At 49.6% G+C, this 25,068-nt stretch carries 18 protein-coding genes, 1 tRNA gene and 3 pseudogenes; 19 read left to right on the top strand and 3 right to left on the bottom strand.

What is annotated here, in order from left to right; all coding sequences use genetic code 11:
- Positions 1 to 7: 7 nt before the first annotated feature.
- The 5 genes and pseudogenes from KI228_RS00475 to KI228_RS00495 all read left to right on the top strand — a co-directional run.
- On the top strand, positions 8 to 589 hold the full coding sequence (locus KI228_RS00475) for a hypothetical protein (protein WP_141227365.1): 582 nt from the start codon (positions 8 to 10) through the stop codon (positions 587 to 589).
- Positions 586 to 1,080: a hypothetical protein gene (locus KI228_RS00480; protein ID WP_046401688.1), complete on the top strand. Its 495-nt coding sequence runs from the start codon at positions 586 to 588 to the stop codon at positions 1,078 to 1,080. Before KI228_RS00475 ends, KI228_RS00480 begins: the two co-directional genes overlap by 4 nt.
- Before the next feature lie 287 nt (positions 1,081 to 1,367).
- The gene (locus KI228_RS24455; RefSeq protein ID WP_077899760.1) at positions 1,368 to 2,084 is read left to right on the top strand and encodes an EndoU domain-containing protein; all 717 of its coding nucleotides are present in this window, start codon (positions 1,368 to 1,370) and stop codon (positions 2,082 to 2,084) included.
- The gene (locus KI228_RS00490) at positions 2,085 to 2,339 is read left to right on the top strand and encodes a MafI family immunity protein (RefSeq protein ID WP_046401687.1); all 255 of its coding nucleotides are present in this window, start codon (positions 2,085 to 2,087) and stop codon (positions 2,337 to 2,339) included. It begins immediately after the preceding gene.
- Between the two features lie 666 nt (positions 2,340 to 3,005).
- Positions 3,006 to 3,361: pseudogene (locus KI228_RS00495) on the top strand (IS110 family transposase); the annotation flags it as partial.
- A gap of 350 nt (positions 3,362 to 3,711) precedes the next feature.
- Here KI228_RS00495 and KI228_RS00500 read toward each other — a convergent pair.
- Positions 3,712 to 3,801, bottom strand: a pseudogene (locus tag KI228_RS00500) (transposase domain-containing protein); the annotation flags it as partial.
- 403 nt (positions 3,802 to 4,204) lie between these two features.
- On the opposite strand from KI228_RS00500, the gene KI228_RS00505 reads away from it, so the two are divergent.
- The 13 genes and pseudogenes from KI228_RS00505 to KI228_RS00565 all read left to right on the top strand — a co-directional run.
- Positions 4,205 to 4,942: a hypothetical protein gene (locus KI228_RS00505; protein WP_044254439.1), complete on the top strand. Its 738-nt coding sequence runs from the start codon at positions 4,205 to 4,207 to the stop codon at positions 4,940 to 4,942.
- An 89-nt stretch (positions 4,943 to 5,031) separates the two neighbouring features.
- A complete protein-coding gene (locus tag KI228_RS00510; protein ID WP_044254435.1) occupies positions 5,032 to 5,514 on the top strand; it encodes a hypothetical protein in 483 nt (160 codons plus the stop codon).
- 127 nt (positions 5,515 to 5,641) lie between these two features.
- Positions 5,642 to 6,775 carry a tellurite resistance domain protein gene (locus tag KI228_RS00515; RefSeq protein ID WP_072158011.1) on the top strand — a complete coding sequence of 378 codons (1,134 nt, stop codon included), beginning with the start codon at positions 5,642 to 5,644 and terminating at the stop codon, positions 6,773 to 6,775.
- 50 nt (positions 6,776 to 6,825) lie between these two features.
- Positions 6,826 to 8,295: an SrfA family protein gene (locus KI228_RS00520; protein ID WP_052729097.1), complete on the top strand. Its 1,470-nt coding sequence runs from the start codon at positions 6,826 to 6,828 to the stop codon at positions 8,293 to 8,295.
- Between the two features lie 17 nt (positions 8,296 to 8,312).
- Positions 8,313 to 11,381: a virulence factor SrfB gene (locus tag KI228_RS00525; protein WP_046401685.1), complete on the top strand. Its 3,069-nt coding sequence runs from the start codon at positions 8,313 to 8,315 to the stop codon at positions 11,379 to 11,381.
- Complete coding sequence (locus tag KI228_RS00530; RefSeq protein WP_044254427.1) at positions 11,381 to 14,095, top strand: virulence factor SrfC family protein; 2,715 nt, start codon at positions 11,381 to 11,383, stop codon at positions 14,093 to 14,095. Before KI228_RS00525 ends, KI228_RS00530 begins: the two co-directional genes overlap by 1 nt.
- Positions 14,089 to 15,102, top strand: coding sequence for a flagellar basal body-associated FliL family protein (locus KI228_RS00535; protein WP_177205275.1), 1,014 nt, complete (start codon positions 14,089 to 14,091; stop codon positions 15,100 to 15,102). The genes KI228_RS00530 and KI228_RS00535 overlap by 7 nt, the downstream gene beginning before the upstream one ends.
- Complete coding sequence (locus tag KI228_RS00540; RefSeq protein WP_046401683.1) at positions 15,099 to 17,060, top strand: vWA domain-containing protein; 1,962 nt, start codon at positions 15,099 to 15,101, stop codon at positions 17,058 to 17,060. The genes KI228_RS00535 and KI228_RS00540 overlap by 4 nt, the downstream gene beginning before the upstream one ends.
- Positions 17,060 to 17,785, top strand: coding sequence for an ABC transporter ATP-binding protein (locus KI228_RS00545; protein ID WP_044254422.1), 726 nt, complete (start codon positions 17,060 to 17,062; stop codon positions 17,783 to 17,785). The genes KI228_RS00540 and KI228_RS00545 overlap by 1 nt, the downstream gene beginning before the upstream one ends.
- Positions 17,775 to 18,989 carry an ABC transporter permease gene (locus KI228_RS00550; RefSeq protein WP_077899761.1) on the top strand — a complete coding sequence of 405 codons (1,215 nt, stop codon included), beginning with the start codon at positions 17,775 to 17,777 and terminating at the stop codon, positions 18,987 to 18,989. Before KI228_RS00545 ends, KI228_RS00550 begins: the two co-directional genes overlap by 11 nt.
- Positions 18,990 to 19,037: 48 nt before the next feature.
- Positions 19,038 to 20,606: a formylglycine-generating enzyme family protein gene (locus KI228_RS00555; RefSeq protein ID WP_044254413.1), complete on the top strand. Its 1,569-nt coding sequence runs from the start codon at positions 19,038 to 19,040 to the stop codon at positions 20,604 to 20,606.
- 46 nt (positions 20,607 to 20,652) lie between these two features.
- Positions 20,653 to 21,153 carry a hypothetical protein gene (locus KI228_RS00560; RefSeq protein ID WP_044254410.1) on the top strand — a complete coding sequence of 167 codons (501 nt, stop codon included), beginning with the start codon at positions 20,653 to 20,655 and terminating at the stop codon, positions 21,151 to 21,153.
- Between the two features lie 215 nt (positions 21,154 to 21,368).
- Positions 21,369 to 21,647 (top strand): annotated as a pseudogene (locus tag KI228_RS00565) (transposase); the annotation flags it as partial.
- A 139-nt stretch (positions 21,648 to 21,786) separates the two neighbouring features.
- On the opposite strand, the gene KI228_RS00570 reads toward KI228_RS00565, so the two are convergent.
- Together KI228_RS00570 and KI228_RS00575 are read right to left on the bottom strand one after the other, a co-directional pair.
- Positions 21,787 to 23,001 carry a tyrosine-type recombinase/integrase gene (locus KI228_RS00570; RefSeq protein ID WP_046401682.1) on the bottom strand — a complete coding sequence of 405 codons (1,215 nt, stop codon included), beginning with the start codon at positions 22,999 to 23,001 and terminating at the stop codon, positions 21,787 to 21,789.
- Between the two features lie 299 nt (positions 23,002 to 23,300).
- Positions 23,301 to 23,395 (bottom strand) — tRNA-Sec (locus tag KI228_RS00575).
- Between the two features lie 289 nt (positions 23,396 to 23,684).
- Here KI228_RS00575 and KI228_RS00580 point away from each other — a divergent pair.
- Entirely contained in the window at positions 23,685 to 25,067 is a 1,383-nt protein-coding gene (locus tag KI228_RS00580; protein WP_042323381.1) for a glycoside-pentoside-hexuronide family transporter, read from the top strand.
- Position 25,068: the final 1 nt, after the last annotated feature.

Below are 25,068 nucleotides of genomic sequence, written 5' to 3' on the forward strand. Positions count from 1 at the left end.
ACAGGCGGTGCTGGCAGGGTGTCAATCGGCAGCGATACTTTGCCTGAATCAGGCGGGGATCCTGACTGCTGAAGTTGCAACTCCAGGCGGCGTGGGTGCAGCGGGGATCCTTACTGTCGGTAAGAATGCAGCAGAGATTGCAGCAGCAAAAGCTGAGGTTGCAGCGGTAAATTCTGCTAAACCTGGATGGTTGCAGAATGTTCAAGCCGGTAATAAGTTCAACGCAGAACAGTCTAAACATTATCCGTATAATGAACTTTATGTAAACAAACCTAACGGAAACGGCTATTATCGTGTGGATTCGTATAACCCGGCAACAGGTGAGATAGTGTCTCGTAAGTTCACACAATTCTCTGATATCACTGAATCAACTGCAAATAACTACATCCGCGAGGCAGTGAATAAATATCCGGTAGGGGCATCTATAGCGCAAGTGCCATCCAGTGGAACGTTAGGTGGTAAAAAATTACAGGGTTCAAATATTCTGGAAATACCTCCTCAAATTAAACCAATTCCACAATCTGTTCTTGACTCAGCTAAGCAAGCTAACGTGATAATCCGTGATACTAACGGAACGGTATACAAATGAGACATAAGATTTTTTATTGCAAAAAATGGTCTATTGGTTACAAAGAACCAATAACCCCATTGACTGAACATGAGGCCCAGAAGCTACATTCTCGCGGCCTTCCATATACAGTACTTATTGATTCAGATAAAGAGCCAACGTGTTTTTTAGAAGTGATAAAAAACAAAAAAATGGTAGGGGTTGGCTTCTTGGATGAGCAACAAAAAGAGTATCTAATGTATCAGTTTCAGTTGGTAGAAAGTGGAAACCTCTTTCTATCAATGGCTGTTTATCGAGAGTTTGCTGAACACGACGGCGAAGGTGCAGGTATATTAAATGTATCGCATGGCACTACATATATCTTTAACGAAGATGGTAGTGCCGTGGTAAGGGAAGAACATTTTAATCCCTATAAACTGGAAGAGAGTCAAACGACGGTCGATGTGACGGGTAATTATGATCAGTTTCCTGAGTTTGGAAAATATGACTCTTTGATTAGAAAAGAACGATAAGACTATTCAGCTAATTACAGACGCTTCTGAGGCGTGTGTCGTGGCATCACGTTTTCATACTGATATGATAGTGGAGTAGCAGATTAGGTGTCGCGACCGAGTGGAAGCGTCTGCGGAGCCAAAAACGCTTAACAGAGCAAAAAGTTGCCGTTCCGGAGGTACAGCAGGGGAAAGTGGTTTTAATTCACGGAAAGGAAAGGAAAAAACCGGGTTAACGACAGGAAGCCGCACAGGAAAGAATTGTTGTTGAGAATAATGCGCTGGGTCCGAACAGCTTCGGAAAAGGCATGGCAGATATGGGGTTATTCCAGCAGTCGTTTGCAGCCAGTATGATCCAGAATGGCGCTACAGCAGATGAGTTAACAGAAGCACTGATTAAAAACTCACAGGGTCAGATACCTGTAGGGCAGGATGCCGTTAAAGGTCTGTTGACTGCCAGGGGCGAATTCTTTGGGGTTCCGGTCAGTGCGTTGACCGCAAATGGAGAAATGACACCGCAACAAGCTGCGGAAATCCTGGCGAGTGGTGTGCCGACCAGTGAAGCAAAACTGATTCAGTATGTAGCAGCTAATGCGTTTTTATCTGTTGCGAAAAGCTCCGATCTTGGATTATCACCTGTAAACCAGAAATATGTGGATATTCTTTCGCCGGAAGCGAAACAGCATATTATATATGGGGATAGCCCTACACAAGGTGGACATCTGTATCCCGGAAATCCAGGAAAAACAGTTTTCCCTCAAAGTTGGTCAGCAGACAAGGTTGTTCATACTGTGGGTTATATAGCAACGTCGCCTGATACTAAATGGTTTGCTCAGACAGGAACCAGTGGTATGTATACCGCTAAGGGCGATCCTGCCAAATGGGTCGCATATGAAGTCAGAGATGGTGTCCGTATTCGTGTTGTTTATCAACCGGCTACAGGGAAAATTGTTACAGCCTTTCCCGATAATAAACCTGTACCTCCGGCATCGAAACCTATAAAAAAATATGAAGGGATTTATTAAATGTTTGGTGTAAAAATCAGTCAATTAGGAAAGTTGCTTGAAGATCGATTAGATCCGGATTTAATTGATGGCGCTTTAGATTATATTCAATATGACGAGGAGCCTCTTGCTTTTGAGATTCTTTGCGACCATATAAGCGAGTATGACATCACCATAACTGAAAATGAGTATGAGTTAATAACTCAACTTATCGAAGAGATGAAGTTTGATATAAGTGAACCACCGTTTAAATATTTAAAAAAATTAGTTGATTAAGCAAATCCCCGCCCTCAAAAGCCGGGGTTTTTAGACCTTCTGCTGCGACTCAATAGCCAGCTATCCCTTCTCGGCAGTGACCACTACTGTCAGTCCGGTATAGAAGGCTAGCGCCTTCAGCCAGCGGCCCTTGAGGGTAAACTGCGGCAGCGGGGTCGATAACCAACCCTGTAATAATGCGCCTGCGGCTCGAAGACGGCGGTTGTGGTGGCGTGCTGTTGTGTGCTGGAATTGCGTTCAGCCATGCTCGTTCAACTCTGTTGCAGAGGGGCGGTAGCGTCTGTGCCCCCAAAAACGCTTAACAGCGCAAAAAAATCCTAGGGAGAAAGTACAATAGACAAAATTGTTATTAACCAATCGAAATAACAGGGAAAAACCGAGCTCATCGCAGCAACCTGCATCGGGAAGAGTTGTTGTTGAGAATAACTCGCTCAGCGCAACCCAGCAGAAAAGCCGTAGCGAAGAACTGGTTGCCTGTGGCAACAACAGTAGCTGTAAAGCCAGTGTTCGTGAGCAATATGCCAAAGAGTTTGACAAAGTTCAGGAACAGCTAAATTCCTGTTTAACTGCCAAGAAATGCGTGGCTGTTGCGAAGGAAATGAAGCAATGGCAGGCAAACATAAGCGCTTGTTCGATAAAGCATTACCCAAACGAAAACAAACTCAGAGTGCTGATATCCGCGGTCTGTTGACCCAGATACATCCGGCTCTGGAGCGTGTTCTCGGCCCGAGACTGGATCACCCGGCCGTGCTCGATCTGCTCCAGTGATATCCTTCGCCCGAAAAACTCGCTTTGCTGGGAGAGACAAAACTGGCGACCCAGCTCAGCTAACTCGCGCCCCGTCTGGGAAAGCGCCTTGCTGCTGACATCACCCAGACTATGACAGAGCAAACCGTCGTCGTTCCCGGCACGAATGCTGCTGTCGTCGTCCTACCGCGCTTGGCACTCCAGCTCATCAACTGCGTAAGCAAAGAGACGAGGTGGCCCTTGAGGTAGAACAGCGGGTTCTTGCTCACCCCCTACTGTTCTCTTAAGGATAAAAACAGTGCTCTTAATCTTGCATTCAGTAGAGGGCCAAGAATTTGTGGAGGAAAAGGTTTCGCGTTGATAGAGATGGCAAGTTTAGTTTACATTTTTCTGAAATATGCATGTTTTTCACTCACGTCGGATTCCCCCTGTTTTTCACTGGCGTTCATAATTGCTTTGCAAGGATGGACAACCAGTAAAAGTAATACTTCGTTCTGGTATCAGCCGCAGATAATATTTATTGTCAGATCTCGTGTAAGTCCCCATCAAGGACGTGGGGTAAAAATTAGTTTACAGAGAAGAAGATGACGTTCCAGGGCAACAGCTCTTTCACGCGGTTGGCTGGTCATGTATTGATGACGCCGATCACGTAGTGCAACCAGGCTTCTGGCTCAATGCCTTTGAGTTTGCAGCTACCGATCAGGCTATACATCATGAATACCTGTTAGAACAGGAAGGAGAATGCTAGAAGTGAAAGGCAGCAATGGCAGGACCAGTGCGATCAATATAGTTGATACCTAATAGAAATCATTGGCTGATATATGGCTGATGGCATTTGCACTAACTCCTGCACATAGCTTGGTACCATAATTTGATAAATTAAAAAATTGCATTTTCAGTATAAGATAATGTACAAAATAGATTGCATAAGATAAGGCGAGGCATTGTGTCGATTTAGAATAATAACAATTGAAATAAATATGCTGCTATGCTTTGTTTGGGGTTACTTATAAATAAAGTCAAATCCTGCCTGATCTCGCTTGAAAATTTTACATAACCTAAATATTTAGGTCTTGATATCTGTTTATTGCCATTGAATTTTTTTTAAGGAAAAAATTGTGAATTCACTTAACAAAAAAACGGCTTGTTTCTTGATTTCTACCTCTTTGCTGCTGAGTGGCTGCGCTAATACCGGAAGTACTCTACTGTCAGGGACAAAAGCGGATCCACGTCTGACAACCACCGAGCAAGCCCAGTTTTTTAGCGCTTCTGGCGCGCAAGGTTGTGGCATTGGTGCGGTATCAGGTGCTGCGCTTGGCGCTGTAGTTGGTGCTCTGGCTGGAGACACCAAGAAAGCAATTACAGGTGCTGCCATTGGTGGTGCTGCTGGGTGCGCAGCGGGTATGACGGCTAACTACTATCTTGATGGCCTGAAAAAAGATTATGCTTCCACAGCCGATCGCCTGCAGGCAATGGATACGGATATCAGCAAAGATACCGCTGCAGTAGAAAAATCTACCCTTGCCATGAAACAGGTTATCAGTGAAAACCAGGCAACCTTAACCAAAATTAGCATCCAAAAAGATAAGGCTGGCTTTGATAAAGCAGGTGCCAAAATGCAATTAGCACAAATCGATGCCAACATAAGTAAGATGAAAGAGACAGTGAAAGGCATGAAAGACAAAGAGTCTGCCTATAAGGTCGCCTTGCAAGGACAAACCACTACCACATCTGCAGAGAAAACCAAGCTTGCTAATTTGAATAAAGAGTACAGCAGTCTGAATAGCAAGATTAGTGACCTGGAAAAAGAAACGAACGAGTTATACGAACAACGCCAGGCCATCTCTCTGGGTTAACAACATTTGGCCGGTCGGAGTATCGGCCTATTTTAAGGCGACTTTAATGTATAAAGCGCCATGATCTGACTCTATTCATGGACAATTTGATGAGAAAATATCTGCTTCTCGCCACTATTGTGCTTACCGGCTGTACTACATCGTCACAGGACTGTGATTTACACGCACAAGATCCGAGTTTTATTACCAAACTAAGCTGCGCCACATCCGGCGGTTATCGTCAGCAAGTTGATAAAAAAGAGCAGCAGGTTCGACTCAGCCAGTATGAAAATGAGTCGGCGAAGCAACAGCAGGCTTATACCCAAAACCGACAGCAGAACGTCAATCAGAAGCTGGCCGATGAACAAGCAAGGTTAAATGCCGTGCGTTCAGACCTGTCACAGACCCTTGCACAGCTGAAGTCCAGCAAAATAAAAAGCAGTGAACGCCAGAAGGAAATTCAACAATTACAGGACTTGCAGCGGCAGTCTCAGCATGCCAGTGGCGCAAGTGAAATTGCTGCAATTGAAAAGAAAGTCGCAGAAGCCAAGCAGAAAATCAAAGTTCTGGAAGAAGCAAATACCCTTCGCTAAGGATGCACTAAAAGTGGCGCTGGTCACCTGGCCACTTTTTCTGCTGCTGAAGAAAACGGCTCTGGCTTGCTGATATGCAGCTGCATGCATACCACGCATACAACTCACAACAATAATGATTTCGGTTATGCAACGATTAACAACTGCTGCGCCTATTGATGAAGCGACTCTGACAATCTACGAGGAGACGGTTGCGATCATACACCGTCATCTTCCACCGTCTCTGGCACTACTCTACGCCACTGCTCGTCGTGGTTCACAAGGACATCTGGAATGGTGGACTGAACGCCAGGGGCTGGCAAAGCCCTTTTCTGCGCTAAGCGATGCGGAACAATCCGCCGTCCAGAGTAAACGCCAGCAGTACCAGGATATTCTGGCCGGTTTGATTGAGCAGCTACTCGCACGCGGCGAAGAACATTCGGCGCATGCCTTGCAAAGACTGCTAACACATTCGCGCGATCTTAATTGCTATAGCGTAGGTGGCGAACCTGTGCTAATCAACTGGGCCATTGTCAGTGAAGCGCCCCTACCTCCCGTGATCGTTATCCCATGGTGGCGACGCTTCCTGCCATGGCTATTGTTGCTGCTAATCGCTTGCGCCTGGTGGTGGTGGCATAAAAATTCCTTAACCCCGCCCCCTCCTCCGGTACATCACGATGTGCCTGCTGCTGCACCTGCTGTCGCCCCCGCCAGCACGAACTTAACCCAGGCAAACCCCAGTATAAATCTGGAGAAACGCAAAGATTTTGGGCGGATTAAAATCAACCTGACCTGGCAACAGGGAAGCCATAAAGAGCCTATCGACCTCGATATCGCCGCTTTTATTCGTTTTAAAAACGGCAAGATCAGTGGTGCCGAAGCGTTGAGTAAGTTCTTGGGTAACTATGACAAACCGCCATATCTGTTGCTGCAACAAGATCTTCGTGAGGGTAACGATCAAGATGGTGAGTGGCTCTTCATTAATGGTAGCCACTGGCAGGATATTGATGAGGTTCTGATTTATAGCTTCATTTACGGCGGTGCCGACAACTGGCAAGGGACCAATGCCACCATCACGATTTATGTGCCCGATCAATCCCCCATTATATCCACGCTGACTGACAGCAATCAGCGCAATAACGTTGCGGCGATAGCCAGACTCAAAAACGTCGATGGCAATATCAACGTTGAACGTCTGGACCGTTTCTTCCCTGACCGGAAGTCGCTGGATAAGCACTATGGCTGGGGTTTTGAATGGACGCCTGGTGCGAATAAAAAATAGCCTGCATCACTGTGGCTTTTGTTAAATCACAGCCTTACAAGGTTTAGACAATGCGAAATTCGATTCAGGGACCACTGCTGCGTACCGGGCATAATTCCTCATTTAAGGCTCTGGGTGAAACGGGCTATCCCGTTTTTAAGATGGCGTTCCAGTTACGTGAAGCAATCTACCGTCTTGATGCAGGGCGCGATTTGGCTCGTCATTTAGCTATCCCACAAAACGATCAGGGTGGTGACAGAACCGATTGGTACAGCAGCTTCCCTGGCGATGTCATCCCCTGGAGCGGTGCGAGTGAAGCGGAGCGGGAATCAGCGCGCCAGCAATTTAATGCGTTTCAAATGTCAGTGCAGGCGTTAAGTGAACAGTTACTCAATGCTGAGCAAAACGGGACCGGGGGCGATCGCCGCGTCTTCGCACAGTTGCTGAAGTCAGTCACACATTTCCCGGATTACGAATTTGTGTATCTCGTAAACGGAATCCTGGTGATTACCTTTTGGGGATTTGTCCATCCGGAAGGCGAACAACGTAATCCTATGCATTGGCTGAGTCCGGCATCACTACCAGCAACCCCTCTCGCGGCCTCAACCCCTCTGTCTCCTGTAGACGCCGCCGTAACCCCGGCGGTTACACCTGTTGTAGATACCGTAGTGCGCAGACGCTGGAGCTGGCGTTGGTTACTCTGGTTGCTACTTGCGTTGCTGCTGCTGGCATTATTATTAGGTCTACTACGAGGATGCGTGCCATCACTCTCCATTCCGGGACTCCCTGCCATCACCACGGATAAAACGGCGATCGATACAGCTCCAGCCATCGAACGTCCAGCCGTAGGCGTTTCCGATGTAACAACGCAGGTTTCCCGCACAGGTTCAGAAACCGTCGTGGGTTCAGCTGTCGTCCCTGGCATATCTGAGGGTACTCCAGTCGATGCACAGCAAGCACTCGAACCAACATCGCCAGCCGTTCCGGCAGAGACAACAACCGCACAGGTCGGTGACGACGCAATTCCGCCAGCCGTTCCTGTAAGTGATGCCAACGCCGATGCGTCGACTACTCCGGCACCTCCTGCTGTACCTGGCACCGCAGACGCTCAAACGCCACCCGCAGTTCAACCAGCCACCACTCCGCCAGTCATCCCGGCACAGGGCACTCCGTTGACGCTTCCTCCGGCCCTTCCCGATGGCCCAGCGCAGTTTCTTAACGGCGAATGGCGCGTGAATGGTGGTATTCAGGACAAGCTCACCGGGCGACCGTTGCAACTGCAATATAACTTTGCCCAGGGTAATGGCACCGTCAGCATACGTCAGTCCAGCGGTGTTACCTGCCGTGGCCCTGCCAGCGGCAATGTGCAGCAAGGGGCGCTGAGTATCACCAATCCTGAGCAGATGAAATGTAGCGACGGTTCAAACTTTATTGTGCCGACAATCGAGTGCAAATCACCCGCTGCTGGCCACGCCGATTGTATTGGCAGCAATGATGGGGAAAAAACATTCCCTATTCGCATGCTTCAACCTAATTCCTGAACAGGGACGAGATAACTATGTTGCCTGAGATTGTATCTTTCGATCGTCAAATTACCCTCGTGGGTGACTCTGGGATCCAGTTTATGGATTTCGGATTGTCCCTTGGCCGCCTGCCTGCTGGCGAGTTTGTCAAATTAGCAAACGGTGTACTCACCCGTTTAATTTACAACGAGCAGCGCGATTACTATTTCTATCAGCCGACCCCCGATAACATCGAGAAGGCCAAAAGCCAGTACGATATCCCTGTTGAACAGAGCCTGAAGTTGTTCGACGGCATCTGGTTACCGCTTCCTTTGTTTCGCTTTAGCCCACCGAATGTGTACCAGGAGGGACCGCTAAACTGGGCTCGTTTTCGTTTAGTCAAACTACCAGAACCCGATTTAGATGGTCATAGCCATCGCATGACGCTGGCGATCGACACCCGTATTATGGCTAAACAGCAGGCTGCCGCTGACCTCAGCCCGAACCAGGAAGATGTGAATGCTGGGGCAACCTTCGCCGTCGCAACTGCAACCTATGCCCTAAATTGGTACCTGACGCAGGACTGGATAACCGACTGGCTCAAAGAAGTATTCAAAGAAGCGAGCAAAGGCCGGGATATCGACGAGCGTGAACAGGAACTTGCACAGCAATACCCGCTGGCACATTACCTGAACCTTCTGTCATTGATGGCGATTCCAGTCGAAGGTCTGCAAACCCAGACTGAACCCGTCATTGAACTGCCGCAGTTCAGGGTGATCGCCAATCGGGAAACCAATGCGATCAAACCCATCGCCGTCGACCTGATACTCGACGTGGGCAACTCGCGCACCTGTGGCATTCTTATTGAAGATCACGGGCAATCAGGTTCAGGCATGAGGCATAACTATGTGCTGAAACTACGTGATCTCAGTGCCCCCGAACATATCTATACCGATCCTTTTGAAAGCCGGGTCGAATTTTCGCAAGCCTTCTTCGGCAAAGATCACTGCTCTGTACGCAGCGGTCGCCACGATGCGTTCCAGTGGCCGACTATCGCACGTATTGGTGGTGAAGCCAGCCGTCTGGCGGCTCGTCGTAAAGGTAGTGAAGGTTCAACAGGCCTATCCAGCCCTAAACGCTATCTGTGGGATGAGAAGTTTTATGGTCAGGGTTGGCGTTTTAATGGCAGCTATGTGCAGGACAGCAATCCATTGGCAACGGCAGCACCGTTTGCCAATCTGATCGATGAAAGAGGCGAAGCCCTGCACACCATTGAAGATGAGATGGATCGCATCCCCGTCTTTACGCCACGCTACTCACGCAGTTCGCTGATGACCTTTATGCTGGCAGAAGTTCTGACCCAGGCCATTAGTCAGATTAACAGCCCGGAGCAGCGTATTCGCCAGGGGCACGCTGGGATCCCGCGTCAGCTACGCCATATTATTCTGACGGTTCCGCCAGGTATGCCCATGGCTGAACGCTGTGTGCTGGATGAACGCATGCGTCAGGCTGTCGGCCTGGTGTGGAAATCGTTACGCTGGCACAACGGCGAGAACGATCCGTATGAGGACGTACAAGAAGAGCATACGGAAGCAAACATCAAGATCCCATTACCTGAAATCAGGGTGGAGTGGGACGAAGCCTCCTGTGCACAGTTGGTTTACCTGTATACCGAGATTAATCAGAACTTTGCCGGTCATCCGGAAGAGTTTTTCGACGCAATTGGCCGACCAGACCGTAGCGATCGTGAAAGTATCACTATCGCGTCAATTGATATTGGCGGCGGGACCACCGATCTGGTGATCACCGATTACCGCCTCGATCATAATGGGCACACTGGTGGTGGTACTAACGTACATATCATCCCTCACCAGCGCTTTCGCGACAGTTTTAAGATCGCAGGTGATGACATTTTGCTGGATGTTATTCAGTCATACGTTCTCCCCGCTTTTGAGCAAGCCCTGCGTGAAGCCGGTGTGATGTCCACTGAAACATTGATGTCCCAGTTGTGCGGATCGCAGAATATTAGCGCAGCCGAAGCCGTGCTTCGCCAACAACTGAGCCTGCAACTGTTCGTCCCGCTCGCATTACATATCCTGGGAACATACGAACATTACGATCCGCTTGATGAACAAACGCATACCCTGATTAACCAACGTGTCGGCGATTTGCTACCGGTGGGTTGTATTCGTGATGAAGTCGAAGGATTCGTGCGCCGGGAAGTTCAGAAAGCGGGAGGTCCGACCGACTTTAAGCTCGCGGATATCATGCTTAATCTGCCACTCGCCAAACTCCATGGCGATCTCTGTGCAGGTAAGTTCAGCATCGATAAAGTCCTGACTGCACTCTGTGAAGTGCTGTCTTATTATCATTGCGATCTGCTGCTACTCACCGGCCGGCCGTCTCAGTTACCTGGGATTCAGGCGATTATTCGTCGCAACCTTCCGTTACCGCCAGGGCGTATTCTGCCGTTACATGGTTATCAGACGGGTACCTGGTACCCGTTCCATAAAAACGGTCATATCGACGATCCAAAAAGTACGGCTTCAGTGGGTGCCATGCTCACGCAGTTGTGTGCAAACCACAGCATCCCTAACTTCCATTTCCGCACCTCAGAGCTGAAACCGTATTCAACGATTCGCCATATCGGCACCATTGATATGGATAACCTGATTCGCGATGCCGACATCGTTTATCAACATATCGAGTCTGAAAACGGGCAGATCAAGCTTCCGGCCATCACCGATGAAAATGGCGAGAAAACCACACAAAGCATCGTTATGCGTGGCGACCTGCGCTTAGGCTATCGCCAGTTGGATGCAGAACGCTGGACTGCAGCACCGCTGTATACCCTCCGTTTTAGCGAAGAAGGACGTAAAAAATTCTCTTCGGCTCAGTCCACGGATAATGGCTCCCCGTATCTCAAAGTCAGACTGACGATCGATAAGGGTAAACGAGCTCGTCAGCTTGGACTGATTAGCGATCGCCTGACGATCGCCGATGTCAGCAGCAACACCGATAAGTCATTTAGCAAACGTGATTTGGATCTGGAACTCAATACGATGCCCGACAGAGGGCTCATTGATAGCCGTCACTGGCTCGATAGCGGGAGTGTTAAAAAATAATGAATAGCGAACAAAAATCTCTCACTCAGGGTTGGGCTGCTATCGCTCAGGGATGCCTGGACGCACTCGGATGGGTCGACAACGTACGCCCCGGTTCACGTCGTTTAGACAACGAAGCAGACAAACTCAACTTGAGTTTGCTGCGTACGAGGAATCTGGCCAATAGCCTGACTCAGGTTGCCAAAACACCGATGACCGTCGGTTTTTTCGGTATTTCTCAGGCAGGGAAATCGTACCTCATTTCAGCGCTCGCTGCTGGTAGCAATGGGTCGCTGGAAGCACTCTACGGCGAAAGGCGTGTTGACTTTATCAAAGAGGTAAACCCTGTCGGCGGAGGTAAAGAAGCGACGGGGCTGGTCACTCGCTTTACCCGTCAGGCGCCTGCCGCGCCGGCTGGATACCCAGTGCCGTTGCGACTGTTCAGTGAAATCGATTTGGCTAAGATTCTGGCCAACGCCTGGTTTAACGACTTCAACCATGAGCAATTGAGCTATCAGCTTGACCAAAGCCGGGTTGAAGAGCACCTGCGCCCATTCTTGCAGCGTGCTGTGCAGGTTCAGGAATATAACGGCGTCAGCCAGGAAGATGTCGTCGCCTTGTGGGATTACCTTAACGCCTCCTTTAAAAAGTCAGTTGAGAAACTTGAACACGCCTGGTGGCCGCAGGTGTTGAAAATTGCCCCGACGTTGAGCCCAAATGATCGTGCAGAGCTCTTTTCCCTGTTGTGGGGAGAACAGCCAGCTCTCACCGAAACCTACCGTTCATTAGCCAATGTACTGGCGAAACTGAACCATACCCGGATGGTATTTGCCCCGCTGGAAACGCTGACTGACCATAGCAGCGGCAGCATCATGAACGTAGATAGCCTGAACAGGTTGGGCTCCAACCAGGATCGCAACGTTGAGATCCGTTATTGGAAAGAAGAACAACAAATTGGTAGCGCCAACTTAACGCAGGCGGAACTGGCGGCCTTAACCACAGAGCTGATTTTCCCTCTGGCAGAAGTTGAAACCAACAGCGTTGTAGAACAGGTTGATCTGCTCGACTTCCCTGGCTATCGCGGTCGTCTCAAGATCACCGCACTTGAACAGGCTGGCCGGGATGGACTTAACGCGATTTCGCAGCTCCTGCTTCGCGGAAAAGTTGCTTACCTGTTCGAACGCTATACCGATAACCAGGAAATGAATGCGCTTGTCGTATGCGCCAGCTCAGCCAAACAGAGCGACGTTGCTGATGTGGGCCCGGTATTAAACCGCTGGGTAGAGAAAACCCAGGGTAAGAGTGCCGAAGAGCGCGGGGGCCGCAACCCGGGTTTGTTCTGGGCAATCACCATGTGTGATATGCGTATCGTCAACAGCCTGCAACATACCGAAAGCCAGTTAAAAGAAGGCTGGGAAGGTATGATGCACATGACTTTATTGGAGCGTTTCTCGCACTATGAATGGCTTTCACAATGGGCACCCAACCAGCCTTTCAACAACTGTTTCCTGGTACGCAAACCCGGGCTTGATAACCCTTTCCTGAGGCTTGAAGGTGATGCCGGGCAGGAGAGACTCCAGGAAGTGGGTATCAGCGATCGTTACCGCGATGTACTCGATACCATGGGCAGCACCTTCGTCTGCGGAAAAAATGTGAATATGCACGTTGCAGAACCGAAAGCAGCCTGGCAGGCAATGCTCGAACTCAACGACGGTGGAATGTCGCGCCTGACGAAAGCACTGCGCGGCGTCGCCCATCTCGACTTCAAGCTAAAACGTTTACAGCAACAACTGCTGCAATGTCGCATGGAAACCGGCGATCAACGTCTTGGCCGGTGGTACGAAAAAGACGGTGATGGGCAGATTGTGAAAAAACAAGCAATTGCCAAAGAGTTATGGCAGGGCTTGTCTGCATGTTCCCACAGTATGGGGGAACTTATCGAACGCCTGGTTCTGCCGACTCAGGAGCTCAACAACATTTATTTGAGTATTCGCGACCTCGAGCAGGCGCCGCAAACCGAAGGCGAAAGCCCGACCATCAATGCTTTCGCAACCAGTCCGTTTGGTGGTAATCCGTTCGCTGATAACCCCTTTGCCAGCGATCCCTTTGCGACTACACCTGTTGAAACCGCCGTTGTTGATGCGCCAGCAACTGCCGCAGCGGAACGCGTAGGCCAGGATGACGATTTCGCGCATCAGGCCTTTAAAGCCTGGGTAGCCCATCTACGGGAGTTGCCGCAGCAACCGTTGCAGTGGCGTCAACTGGGCATGAGCAGTGAGCTGATTAATCAACTCAGCGAAGAGCTAATCACCGCCGCCACACGTTTGGATTTGGAAGGGACATTGAAACATGCCCTGGCGGGTCAAGAGCAGGCTGAAACAACTCGCGTACACATGCGAGCACGTCAGGTTTTACGCGCTCAACTGACCATACGTGATTTTATTGCCTGGTTTGGTTATCTCACCCTGCCAGCAGACAAGGTACCCAACAGCTATGTTGGCGAGAAAAACAAAGTGTTTCTGCGTCAGAAGCAGCTCGCTAACGATGAGTTGCCACAACTCGCCACCGTCGCACCACAGCCCGGCGTTTCCTATCTGGGTGACTGGCTTTCTGCTTTGATGAGCGTCGTCCTGGACAATGCGGGTCATAGCGCCACACGGGATATTTCCTTCGAACAGAATCGTCAACTTGGTCAGATTATCAGCCAATTGAAACAAGAGAACATGCCATGCTAGCTAAAATCATCGCCTGCCAGCCGGCAGAGCCAGGTACTGCACAATTGATGGTCCGCCTGCGTGGTGAAACCGCAATATTGACTAATCTGACCTTTACACTGTGCAATAACGAGCAGAACTACCTGCAACCCGATGGCAGTTGGAGCCCGGCGCAACACTGGTTTACCATGAACGGTGGTTATGCGTTAAATAATGGTAGCGGTTTTCGTATTGGCCCAACATTGCTTGACCCATTGCTGGCGACGGCAAGCCAGGTACAAATTCAGATCAAGCTGGATTCTGGAGAAACACGCAATACCACGTTACAGCTGGTGCGCGACGAACTGCTCTCTTCTGAAGCAAGAGGTGAAACAGGTAACTATAGCGGCAGCAGCATGCTGGCTACTCCAGAAGTTCCTTCTGAGCCCGTCATTGCAACAGAAACCGTTGTTGCCCCTGAACCTGTAGAGCCGGTAATTCATACTGAAGCGAGAACTCCGGCGAAATCGGGGTCCTCCCGCCTTCCTGTTATAGGCGCGGCAATACTGGCATTAGTCGTGATTGCTGGTGCGCTGTGGTGGTTTTTAGGCCGGGATAAATCACCGGAAGTCCCTCCCGTTGAACAAGCACAGCAAGAAACACCGGCGTCTGCATCCGCCGCCGCACCAGAGCCTGTCGCTCATAACACCTGTTCTGCACAGGGTTTGAACAGCCAGAACGAGCTTGATTTCGTCCAGAGCTGCGTTCAGGAAAAACTCGACAGTGACAAACTACTGACCATTATCCAGGCCGCAAAAGAGGCTAAAAAATGTGGTGTTGCACAGCGTCTGTATGCTAACCGTGCCCAGGGTGGTGATACCAAAATCGCGCTCGTGTACGCAGGTGAATACGACCCGAAATACCACCAGCCAAGTGAATGTTTCAAAGCACCGGATAAAGATACTGCAGCATATTGGTACGAAACCGTTCTGCAAACGGAGCCTGACAACCAAACAGCCAAACAGCGCCTTGAGGAGCTAGGAAAATGACCTGGAATCCAATGAGTCGTCTGGCTCTGCCATTATGTGGTCTGTTGCTCAGCGGGCATGTATTTGCCGCTGATGGCGACAAACCTCTGCTCCAGGAAGGTAAGAAAACGTTATATCAACGTGTTCTCACTACCCCGGGCTGCAAACTTGGGACTGCCGCAGGTGATGATAAAGGTCAGCTACAGCCGGCCTTCAGTAGCCTGTATGTTTATCAAAAAGAAGATGCAAACGGCCAGAGCTGGCTTAAGGTCGGGCCGGATAGCTTTGGTAAAACTATAGGCTGGTTACCAAAGTCATGTACCGTCGACTGGAAAATGCAGCTCACATTGGCATTTACCAACCCGGCAAACCGTGACCGTTTGCTGTTCTTTAAAGAGAGAAAAAGCCTTGATGATATTCTCTCTGCCCCCGATCCCGTATCGCTGGTTGCCCCACTTCGCGCCAAGTTAAAACGGGATGGCCACGCCGAAGGTATTCAGGCTGAAGAGCCCGAATATTTTGTCGATCTGCAAAAGCAGTTTTATCTGCTGCCAATCCTGAGCGGTGAAGAGGTCATGACCGAAGATGGCTTCTATACACGCCTGCTTAACGTAGCCTCCGTCAGTAAAGCTGAAACGGATAAAAAACAAGAAGATAACGTAAATCAATTGAAAGGGTTTAACGCCTCAGTGGTCTTCGTTATTGACTCAACCATTTCAATGGGGCCTTACATTGAGCGCACCAAAGAAGCGGTTAATAAGATCTATGGCAAGATCAAACAAGAGCATCTGGATGGGCAGGTTAAGTTTGGGTTGATCTCATTTCGCTCGAATACCAAAGCCGTTCCGGGCCTTGAGTACCGCACAAAGATTTACGCAGATCCTAACCATGTGAAAGATGGTACGGATTTCCTGAAGAAAGTCGCTGATTTAAAAGAAGCGAAAGTCTCCAGTTCTCTGTATGACGAGGATGCGTATTCCGGCGTGCTATCAGCTATTGATGACATTGACTGGAGCCCGTTTGGCGCTCGTTACATGGTCCTGATTACCGATGCAGGTGCTATTGACGGTAGCAACAAGCTGTCAGGTACCGGTCTGGATGCCAGCCAGCTTCGCCTTGAGGCGGGTAACCGCGGTATTGCTATCTATACGCTGCACCTAAAAACATCAGGCGGCAAAGATAACCATGCCAAAGCCGAAAGCCAGTACCGCGATCTCTCCAATTTTGACAGCACCCAGTCCAACCTTTACCAGGCCGTAAATGCCGGTGATATCAAGATGTTTGGCCAGCAGGTAGATGCGCTAGCCTCCGCCATTACTGAGCAGGTTAAATCCGCTTACATGGGTGATGCTGCGATTGGTAGTGCGCTTTACGCGAAAGACGATGGACAGAAACTGACACCGGAACAAAAGCTGCTTCAGGATACGGCATTAATTGGACATGCCATGCAGTTGGCCTATCTGGGTAAGCGTAACAGCACACAAGCCCCGTTAGTCTTTCAGGCATGGATTAGCGACCGCGACCTGATTAAGCAAAACATTCCTACCACCGACGTTCGTGTTCTCTTGACCAAAGGTCAGCTAAGCGACTTAAGCGATGCTGTCAGCCAGATCCTTAAAGCAGCAAATGAGGGGATGATCTCACCGACCAAAATGTTTGAGCAACTGCGTACTGTTGCGGCAACCATGGGTGCTGATCCTAACCAGCTGAAACAACAGGACAATGCCCGCATTGGCGATCTGGGGGTGCTGGGAGAATATCTGGCCGATCTTCCCTATAAGAGCGATGTCCTGAACCTCGACGAAGAGACCTGGAAAAGCTGGGATGGATTGTCACAGGAGAAATTTATCCGCACGCTGTCATCTAAACTGCGTCATTACCAAAAATATAACGCCGATGTTGATCGCTGGGTTGAGCTGGCAAAAGGAAGCGATCCGCGCGATCGCGTTTATCCCATCCCGCTGGAAATGATGCCCTGATGCTGCGCATAGAAGAGTTGTGCGTTGTTCGTGGTCAGGGCAGTCATGCTCACCGGGTTTACCTGCCGCAGCTCACGCTGCGGTCAGGCCAGGTGGTCGCGGTCACAGGTGAAAGTGGATGTGGTAAAAGCACGCTACTGGAAGCCATCGGCTTATTACTGCAACCCAGTAAAATCGGGTGCTTCGAGCTGGACGAAGGTGCACAGCAATTTGATATCGCAACGCTGATACAGGATGAACAACATAATGAACTGGCGGGTATTCGCGCCCGCCAGCTTGGCTTTGTGTTGCAAAATGGGGGGTTGCTTCCCTATCTGAGCGTCAAAGATAACATCCTTCTGCCGTGCCAGTTGCTGGGATTACGCCCCGACAACGCGCTGCTGGACAGAGTAATCGATGCTCTCAAACTTGCGCCATTATTGGCTAAATATCCAACGCAGTTGTCGTTTGGTGAACGACAGAGAACCGCTTTCGCACGTGCGATATTGCACCGTCCAAAACTGGTACTGGCTGATGAACCAACAGCCGCACTTGATCCCTACAACGCAAAGAAATTATTTAGCCTGTTTATTGAGTTGGTCCGCCAGGAAGGCATGATGGCGCTGATTGTTTGCCACGACTGGCCACTGGTACAACATTTCAATTTACCCTGTTTAACTGCCCAGCCTGAACCGTTAGTGGCATCGTCGAAGCACGAACAGGGAGGAACCTATTTTGTCCTTTAACCGAGCCAGACTGCTGGGCCGCCTGGCTATGCAAGACCTGTGGCACGATCGCATCATTTCTTTTTGCATCGTCTCTTCTCTCGTCGCTGTCATCGCACCTTTATTACTTCTTTTCGGTTTGCGTTTTGGGATTGTGAACCAGCTGCAAGAAGATCTGGCCAGTGACCCTCGCAACCTGGAAATCCGTATGCTGAGTAGCGGCAGCTACAACCAAAACTGGATCGAAGAGTTACGGCAGCGACCCGATGTGGGTTTCGCCATCGGGCAAACGCGTTCGCTAAATACGCTTGCTGACCTGCAAACAGACAGCACACATTTCATTGAGAACGCTGAAGTTATTCCAACAGACTCAGGGGACCCTTTACTCAAGTCCCTTGAACTCCATCAGGAAAACGAGGTTGTCATTACTCAGGAAGCCGCACGTAAATTAGCGGTCAGTGTCGGTGATTCGCTCTCTTTGCGAGTAAGCAGAATGCTTGATGAACGCCGGGAATGGGGACGAAAAAGCGTTACCGTCGTGGGGATTTTGCCTGCGACCTATTTTAATCGTGCCGCGATCTTTACCCAGCCTTCGTTATTGCTGGCGCTTGAACATTTCCGCGATGGCTTTGCGGTAACCGGGTTGGGGATGGCCAGCGGTGCGCAGCTTGACGGTAAACCACCGCTCTACGCACGCGCCAGATTATACGCCCGCGATATTGATCAGGTTGCCAGCCTTGAGCGCGATCTCCGGGAACAGCGCATCGAAACCGCCAGCCGTCTGGCTGATATAGAAAATGTGAAAAGCATCAATCGGGTTTTGGGCATTATTTTTAATACCATTGCCGCCACTGCACTGGTTGGCTGTATTGCCTCACTTATTGGCTCATTTATCGCGAATGTTGACCGCAAACGTAAACATATTGCTGTCCTCCGCCTGCTCGGTTTTACCCGTCCCGCAGTGGGTGCCTATGTGATTTTTCAAGGCTGTCTTCTTAGTCTGGTGGCTTATATCGGCGGCTTTGCGATCTACCTTTTAGCCAGTCAGGTCTTTAACCAGGCGTTAGCGGGCAGTCAGGCAACAGATCAAATGATTTGTAAGATCACCCCGTTGCACGGCCTCGTCGCTCTGATACTCACCATTGTCGTGGCGACACTGGTCGCCGGCATTGGTGCCTGGCGCGCCATTAATATTGAACCTGCGCAGAGCCTGCGCGAGGCATAACCCATATTCCTACTTGCCCAAGGCATTTATCATTTGCGGAGAACGTTCATGACCCTTACCCCTTCCACATTATCACGCTGGCTGGCGCTGGCTCTGCTGGTGAAGATGTCGCCCGTGCTGGCCGAACCGTGGGCAGAGAAAATCTATAACCCCAAGCCGGATAGCGAAGATATTATTTTGCCCATGCCCTGTGAAGGTGCCATGGTATTCCGTCAGGTAGAGATCCCGGTCTCGGGCCCTCTGGATGATATGCCGATCACCTTAGGAGAAGATGGCGGAGAATGGGGGTTTGTTGAACACAGTTATCCAACCTTTATCGCCGGTAGCTTTACCGAAAGCAAAAAAAGCAAAGGTCGTTACTATTTGATGGCCAAATATGAACTGACAGCATTGCAATACCAGGCATTAACCAGCGGTACCTGCCCCACGCCATCACGTAAGTTAAGCATCGCAGAAACCAATATCAGTTGGTTCGATGCGGTAAATTTTGCCGATAAATATAACCAGTGGTTACGCACGAATGCTCTCGACAAATTACCGAAAGAGGATGGCAACCCTGGATTTTTACGCCTGCCCACTGAAGTAGAATGGGAATTTGCAGCACGCGGCGGCCTCAAGGTAAACAGTGCGGAATTCCGTGATTCCCACTACCCGATGGATGACATGAAAAATTATGAGTGGTATTCCGGTTCGCAGTCCTCTAACGGCAAAGTACAGCTTATTGGGCTGTTGAACCCTAACCCCCTCGGCCTACACGATATGCTGGGCAACGTCTCTGAGATGATGTTCACCCCGTTCTATCTCAATAAAATCAACAGACTTCACGGCCAGGCTGGTGGTTTTGTGGTTCGCGGAGGCAGCGTCATCTCGAATGAATCAGAGATCCGTAGCGCGACCCGTAAAGAAATTAACTACTACGATGAAGCCCATCCTTTCACCAGCAAAACCACCGGATTGCGTCTGGTTCTGGTCTCTCCGACCATTACATCAACAGACCGAGTGAAACAGCTGGAGAAAAATTGGGCTACTCTCGGTGCAGATAAACCGGGCATAGATAAGAGCAAAGACGCCCCCACAGACACCGCAAAAGCGCTGGGAAGCTTGGCATCAGGCGTTGAAGACACAGAGCTGAAAAAGAAACTGAAGGATCTGGAAAATCAGCTCCGCGCCAGTAATCAGCAACAGCAGGAAGAACGGGCACAATCGATCCGCGCCAGCCTTAACCTCGGCTCCTTCCTTTGCACAAAATTGCAGGATGATGGCCGCTTTCTTGACTTCCTCAATCACAACTATGAATTGCTGTGTAAGGATAAAGATGACAGTGATAAAAATTGCGCGATCCGAAAAACAAAACTTGGCGAGCAAACAGATCGCCTGCAACAACTGACGAGTTACTACGCCAGTAGTCTGGTTGATTCAGCCACGCTTTATGGTCAGGAAGGTCTGAAACACGAAGTGACGGTTTTCGATCAAATGCTCACCCTGAACAAACGTCTTGCAGGTCTTAAGCCATTTCTCGCCGCGCACTGGCAGAATCAGCAAAAATATCTGGCAAACGGGAAAATTGATACCGCCGGGTGGCTGGATACTTGTAAGCAAATTAAAAGCGGAAATTAATCTCACACAACGATTAAACACACATGTTTATTAAGGAGTGAAGAACGTGAAGTTTAGCTTAAAAATTGCGGTACTAGTTTTAGGCTGTATTGCCGCCGCCCAGACATCTTTTGCCGAGACCTATAGTTCAGAGGATCAGGAACAATTAACTCTTGAGTGTCTGCTAACCAATAATAAATTTGCCAGCGCTTTTATTGCCCAGGATGCTGCCGGATATGCTCTGGGAACAGCATCTTCTCCTATTGCGGAGCTGAATCTTGTCACTAATCAGCCGGGAGTCACAGCGTATTACAGCGCAGAAACGATCGCCGGAGGATCTTTATATTGGATTCGCATCGTAAAAGGGGTCTATGAATATATTGTTTACGACAAAGAGCAACACGGTGATATGTCTGGCGTCGTCGTCACAAAAAATGGGAAAAAAGTATTCCACAAAGATTGTAAAGAACCAATCAAGGTAGGTACACAAAGCGACAGTAGTATCTTTAGCCGGGTGGCACAGGAAGATGCTGAAGGCGATCGTATTATCGACTTAATCAATAAGTAATATACGTGCGCCAGATCAGACAGGGGATATCGTAGGATATCCCTTGCAGAAATAGGTGTGATGTGAGCCTGTAATTTAAATTGTGTATCTGCCTATTTTTGATATGTTCACTCAATTAATGGAGATAGATAAATTATGGACGATAAGAAACTCAAAGCCCTTTCGGCTGAACTGGCTAAAGGTCTTAAAACCAAAGATGTCTGGGGAGATAAATTCCGCAAATTAGTAAAAGCTGGTGTGCGCACGGGGAATATCTCAATACGTTCTTCGGCTACCCAGCGGATATCCGCAAGGCCATTTACATGACCAACGCTATAGTATTGCTGAACAGCGTAATCCGACAGGCGATAAAGAAGCGTAAGGTGTTCCCAACAGATAACTCAGTACGAAAAGTGATTTATCTGGCGATCCTGGCTGCATCGAAAAAACGGAGTATGCCGATCCAGAACTGGCGGCTGGCGATGAACCGTTTTATTATTGAGTCGACTGAGCGATCACCTTTAATACGATGGCAGTTACACAGAATTACTGGCAGGCTCAAAATACCTTATGCCAGTAATTCGGAGCTTTTTAAAAAAATTTCATAAAGTTTTCAGCGGCCATCTAGCAGTAAAGATGGCTATCTTGCTTGTTTTATGCTGTCTTCTCAAATTTCCCTTCGACTATAATTCCACCTTTCCCCAACTCACTAATATAATTCGCATACCACTGCATCATCTCCCTACGCCCATCAAGATACTGCGCATGGTTATACGTCCCGCGAATCGCGTTCTTATCAACATGCGCAAGCTGCGTTTCAATCCATGCTGAGTTAAAACCCTGCTCATGTAGAATGGTGCTCATCGTGTGGCGGAAGCCATGCCCCGTCAGTCTGCCTTTATATCCCAACAACTCAATAACCTGATTGATGCTTTCCTTGCTGATAGGCTTGCGAGGATCGTTCCTGCCGATAAAGACCAGCGGGTGATGTTTTGATATCGGCTCAAGTTGCTTAAACAGTGCAATAACCTGCTCTGATAGCGGCACAATATGAGGCCGCTTCATCTTCATCACTTCTGCTGGGATCTCCCACAATTTTGTCTCAAAATCGATATCCTCCCAGCGTGCGAAACGTAATTCTTGCGTGCGTACACCGGTTAACATAATGATTTGAGTAGCTGTCTTCGTTATAATGCTACCGGTATAACCCGCCAGGTCGTTAAGGAAGTGAGGAAGTTCATTGGCCGTAAGGAAGGGGAAATGTACTTTTTTCGGCGTAGCTAACGCGCTGGCAAGGTCGGGGGCGGGGTTGTAGTCAGCTCTGCCAGTGACAATTGCATAGCGGAACACCTCGCCACAGCGCTGGCGGACCTTGCGCATTTTCTCCAGTGCTCCGCGTTTTTCCATTTTACGCAGGGCCTCCAGCAACTCCATTGGTTTGATTTCAGCAATAGAGCGCTTGCCGATGTAGGGAAAGATATCTTTTTCAAAGGTATCGATGATTTCATCACGATAACGTAATGACCAGCGATCGGATTTCGTTTGATGCCATTCGCGGGCAACGGCCTCGAAAGTGTTTTTCAAGCTCATTTGCTGAGCCACTTTCTCTTCTTTCTTTACTTCGCCCGGGTCGCTTCCAGCAGCGAGGATTTTTCTGGCTTCGCTGCGTTTTTCGCGTGCGTCGGCCAGCGAAACATCGGGGTATACGCCAATAGAAAGCATCTTTTCTTTACCAGCGAAGCGGTACTTTATACGCCAGTATTTAGAACCATTAGCGTTAATCAGCAGATACATACCGCCGCCATCAGCCAGCTTATAAGGCTTTTCTTTTGGCTTTGCGGTTTTCACTTTAACATCGGTTAGCGCCATGACATTCTCCGGCTTTTGATGAATCCATTCTCCTGTGGGGATTTCCGCCAGTAACTAATATGATACCCCCAATTAATCCCTTTTATAACAAATATGTCGTCAAAACCCATTGTTATAACTCACATTTTTGCCATTATGGGGGTGCTGTCATTTTAATGGTGAATAGTACCCCCTAATACACCCCCAAAAACCGCTTGATGCAGGTTGAAGTCGATTGACCTATGGATACAAGGAATACTTGATATATAAGGGATTACAAAGGGGGTTGTTGACTTCGGGATAGTTCAGTAGAAGCTAATTGGCGGAAGATCACAGGAGTCGAACCTGCCCGGGACCGCTGGCGGCCCCAACTGGATTTGAAGTCCAGCCGCCTCACCGGAGACGACGATCTTCCGCGCCTGCATTGCTACATGGAGGCGGGGCGCATTATAGCTACTTCCTGACGTTTCCACACCCCCTCACTCACTTTTTTAACTTCCCTTTCTCTTTACTATGATCGGTTTCATATAAATCCTCATAAATTCCTCTAGTTACATTTCCTCACATCTTCTGGCGCAACCGCGATCACAGAAAACAAGAATCGTAATTTGATAACGAGATATCGGAATATTCGCAGCCAACGGGATGGTTTACAAAAACGGTAACCGGTACCAGTGCGCATGGGAGCGCGAAAAGGATGTGTTATGACTATTCATGTTTTGTCTGTTAAGGAGAAGATTGGCTACGGGATGGGTGACGCTGCCAGTCATATTATTTTCGATAACGTCATGCTGTATATGATGTTTTTTTATACTGACATTTTCGGTATTCCTGCCGGTTTTGTCGGCACCATGTTTTTACTGGCGCGTGTGCTGGACGCCATTTCAGACCCGTGCATGGGACTGCTGGCAGACCGCACGCGCTCTCGTTGGGGAAAATTCCGTCCGTGGGTGCTGTTTGGCGCACTGCCGTTTGGTATTGTTTGCGTTCTGGCGTACAGCACGCCGGACCTCAGCCTGAACGGTAAGATGATTTACGCCGCTGTCACCTATACGCTGCTGACGCTGCTTTATACCGTGGTGAATATCCCGTATTGCGCGCTGGGTGGGGTGATTACCAGCGATCCAACGCAGCGCATTTCCCTCCAGTCATGGCGCTTTGTGCTGGCGACGGCGGGCGGGATGCTCTCGACCGTGCTGATGATGCCGCTGGTGAATTTCATTGACGCCGATAACAAAGCGCTGGGTTTCCAGGGCGGGATTGCGGTGCTGTCCGTGGTGGCGTTCCTGATGCTGGCGTTCTGCTTCTTCACCACTAAAGAGCGTGTGGAAGCACCGCCGAGCACCACCTCGATGCGCGAAGATCTGCGCGATATCTGGCAAAACGACCAGTGGCGGATCGTGGGGCTCCTGACCATCCTCAATATCCTCGCCGTCTGCGTGCGCGGTGGTGCGATGATGTATTACGTCACCTGGATCCTGGGAACGCCCGAGGTGTTCGTTGCCTTCCTGACCACCTACTGCGTCGGCAACCTGATTGGCTCCGCGCTGGCAAAACCGCTCACCGACTGGAAATGCAAAGTCAGCATTTTCTGGTGGACCAATGCGGCGCTGGCGGTGGTTAGTCTCGCGATGTTCTTCGTCCCGATGCAAGCCGACATCACCATGTTCGTCTTTATCTTCGCGATCGGTGTGTTGCACCAACTGGTGACGCCGATCCAATGGGTAATGATGTCCGATACCGTCGACTATGGCGAATGGTGTAACGGTAAGCGTCTGACCGGCATCAGCTTTGCGGGCACCCTGTTCGTGCTCAAGCTGGGCCTGGCGCTCGGCGGCGCGCTTATTGGCTGGATGCTGGCGGGCGGCGGTTACGACGCGACGGCGAAAACCCAGAACAGTGCCACTATCAGCATCATTATTGCTCTGTTCACGATCGTTCCGGCCATCTGTTACCTGCTGAGCGCCGTGATTGCCAAACGCTATTACACCCTCAAAACGCCTTACCTGAGAAATATCCTTGACCAACTGGCACAGGGCGCGCGCCGCAATCAGCACGAATTTACGCATAACGAATTTCAGAACTAAA

It is taken from the genome of Citrobacter amalonaticus (assembly GCF_018323885.1).
GTDB lineage: Bacteria > Pseudomonadota > Gammaproteobacteria > Enterobacterales > Enterobacteriaceae > Citrobacter_A > Citrobacter_A amalonaticus.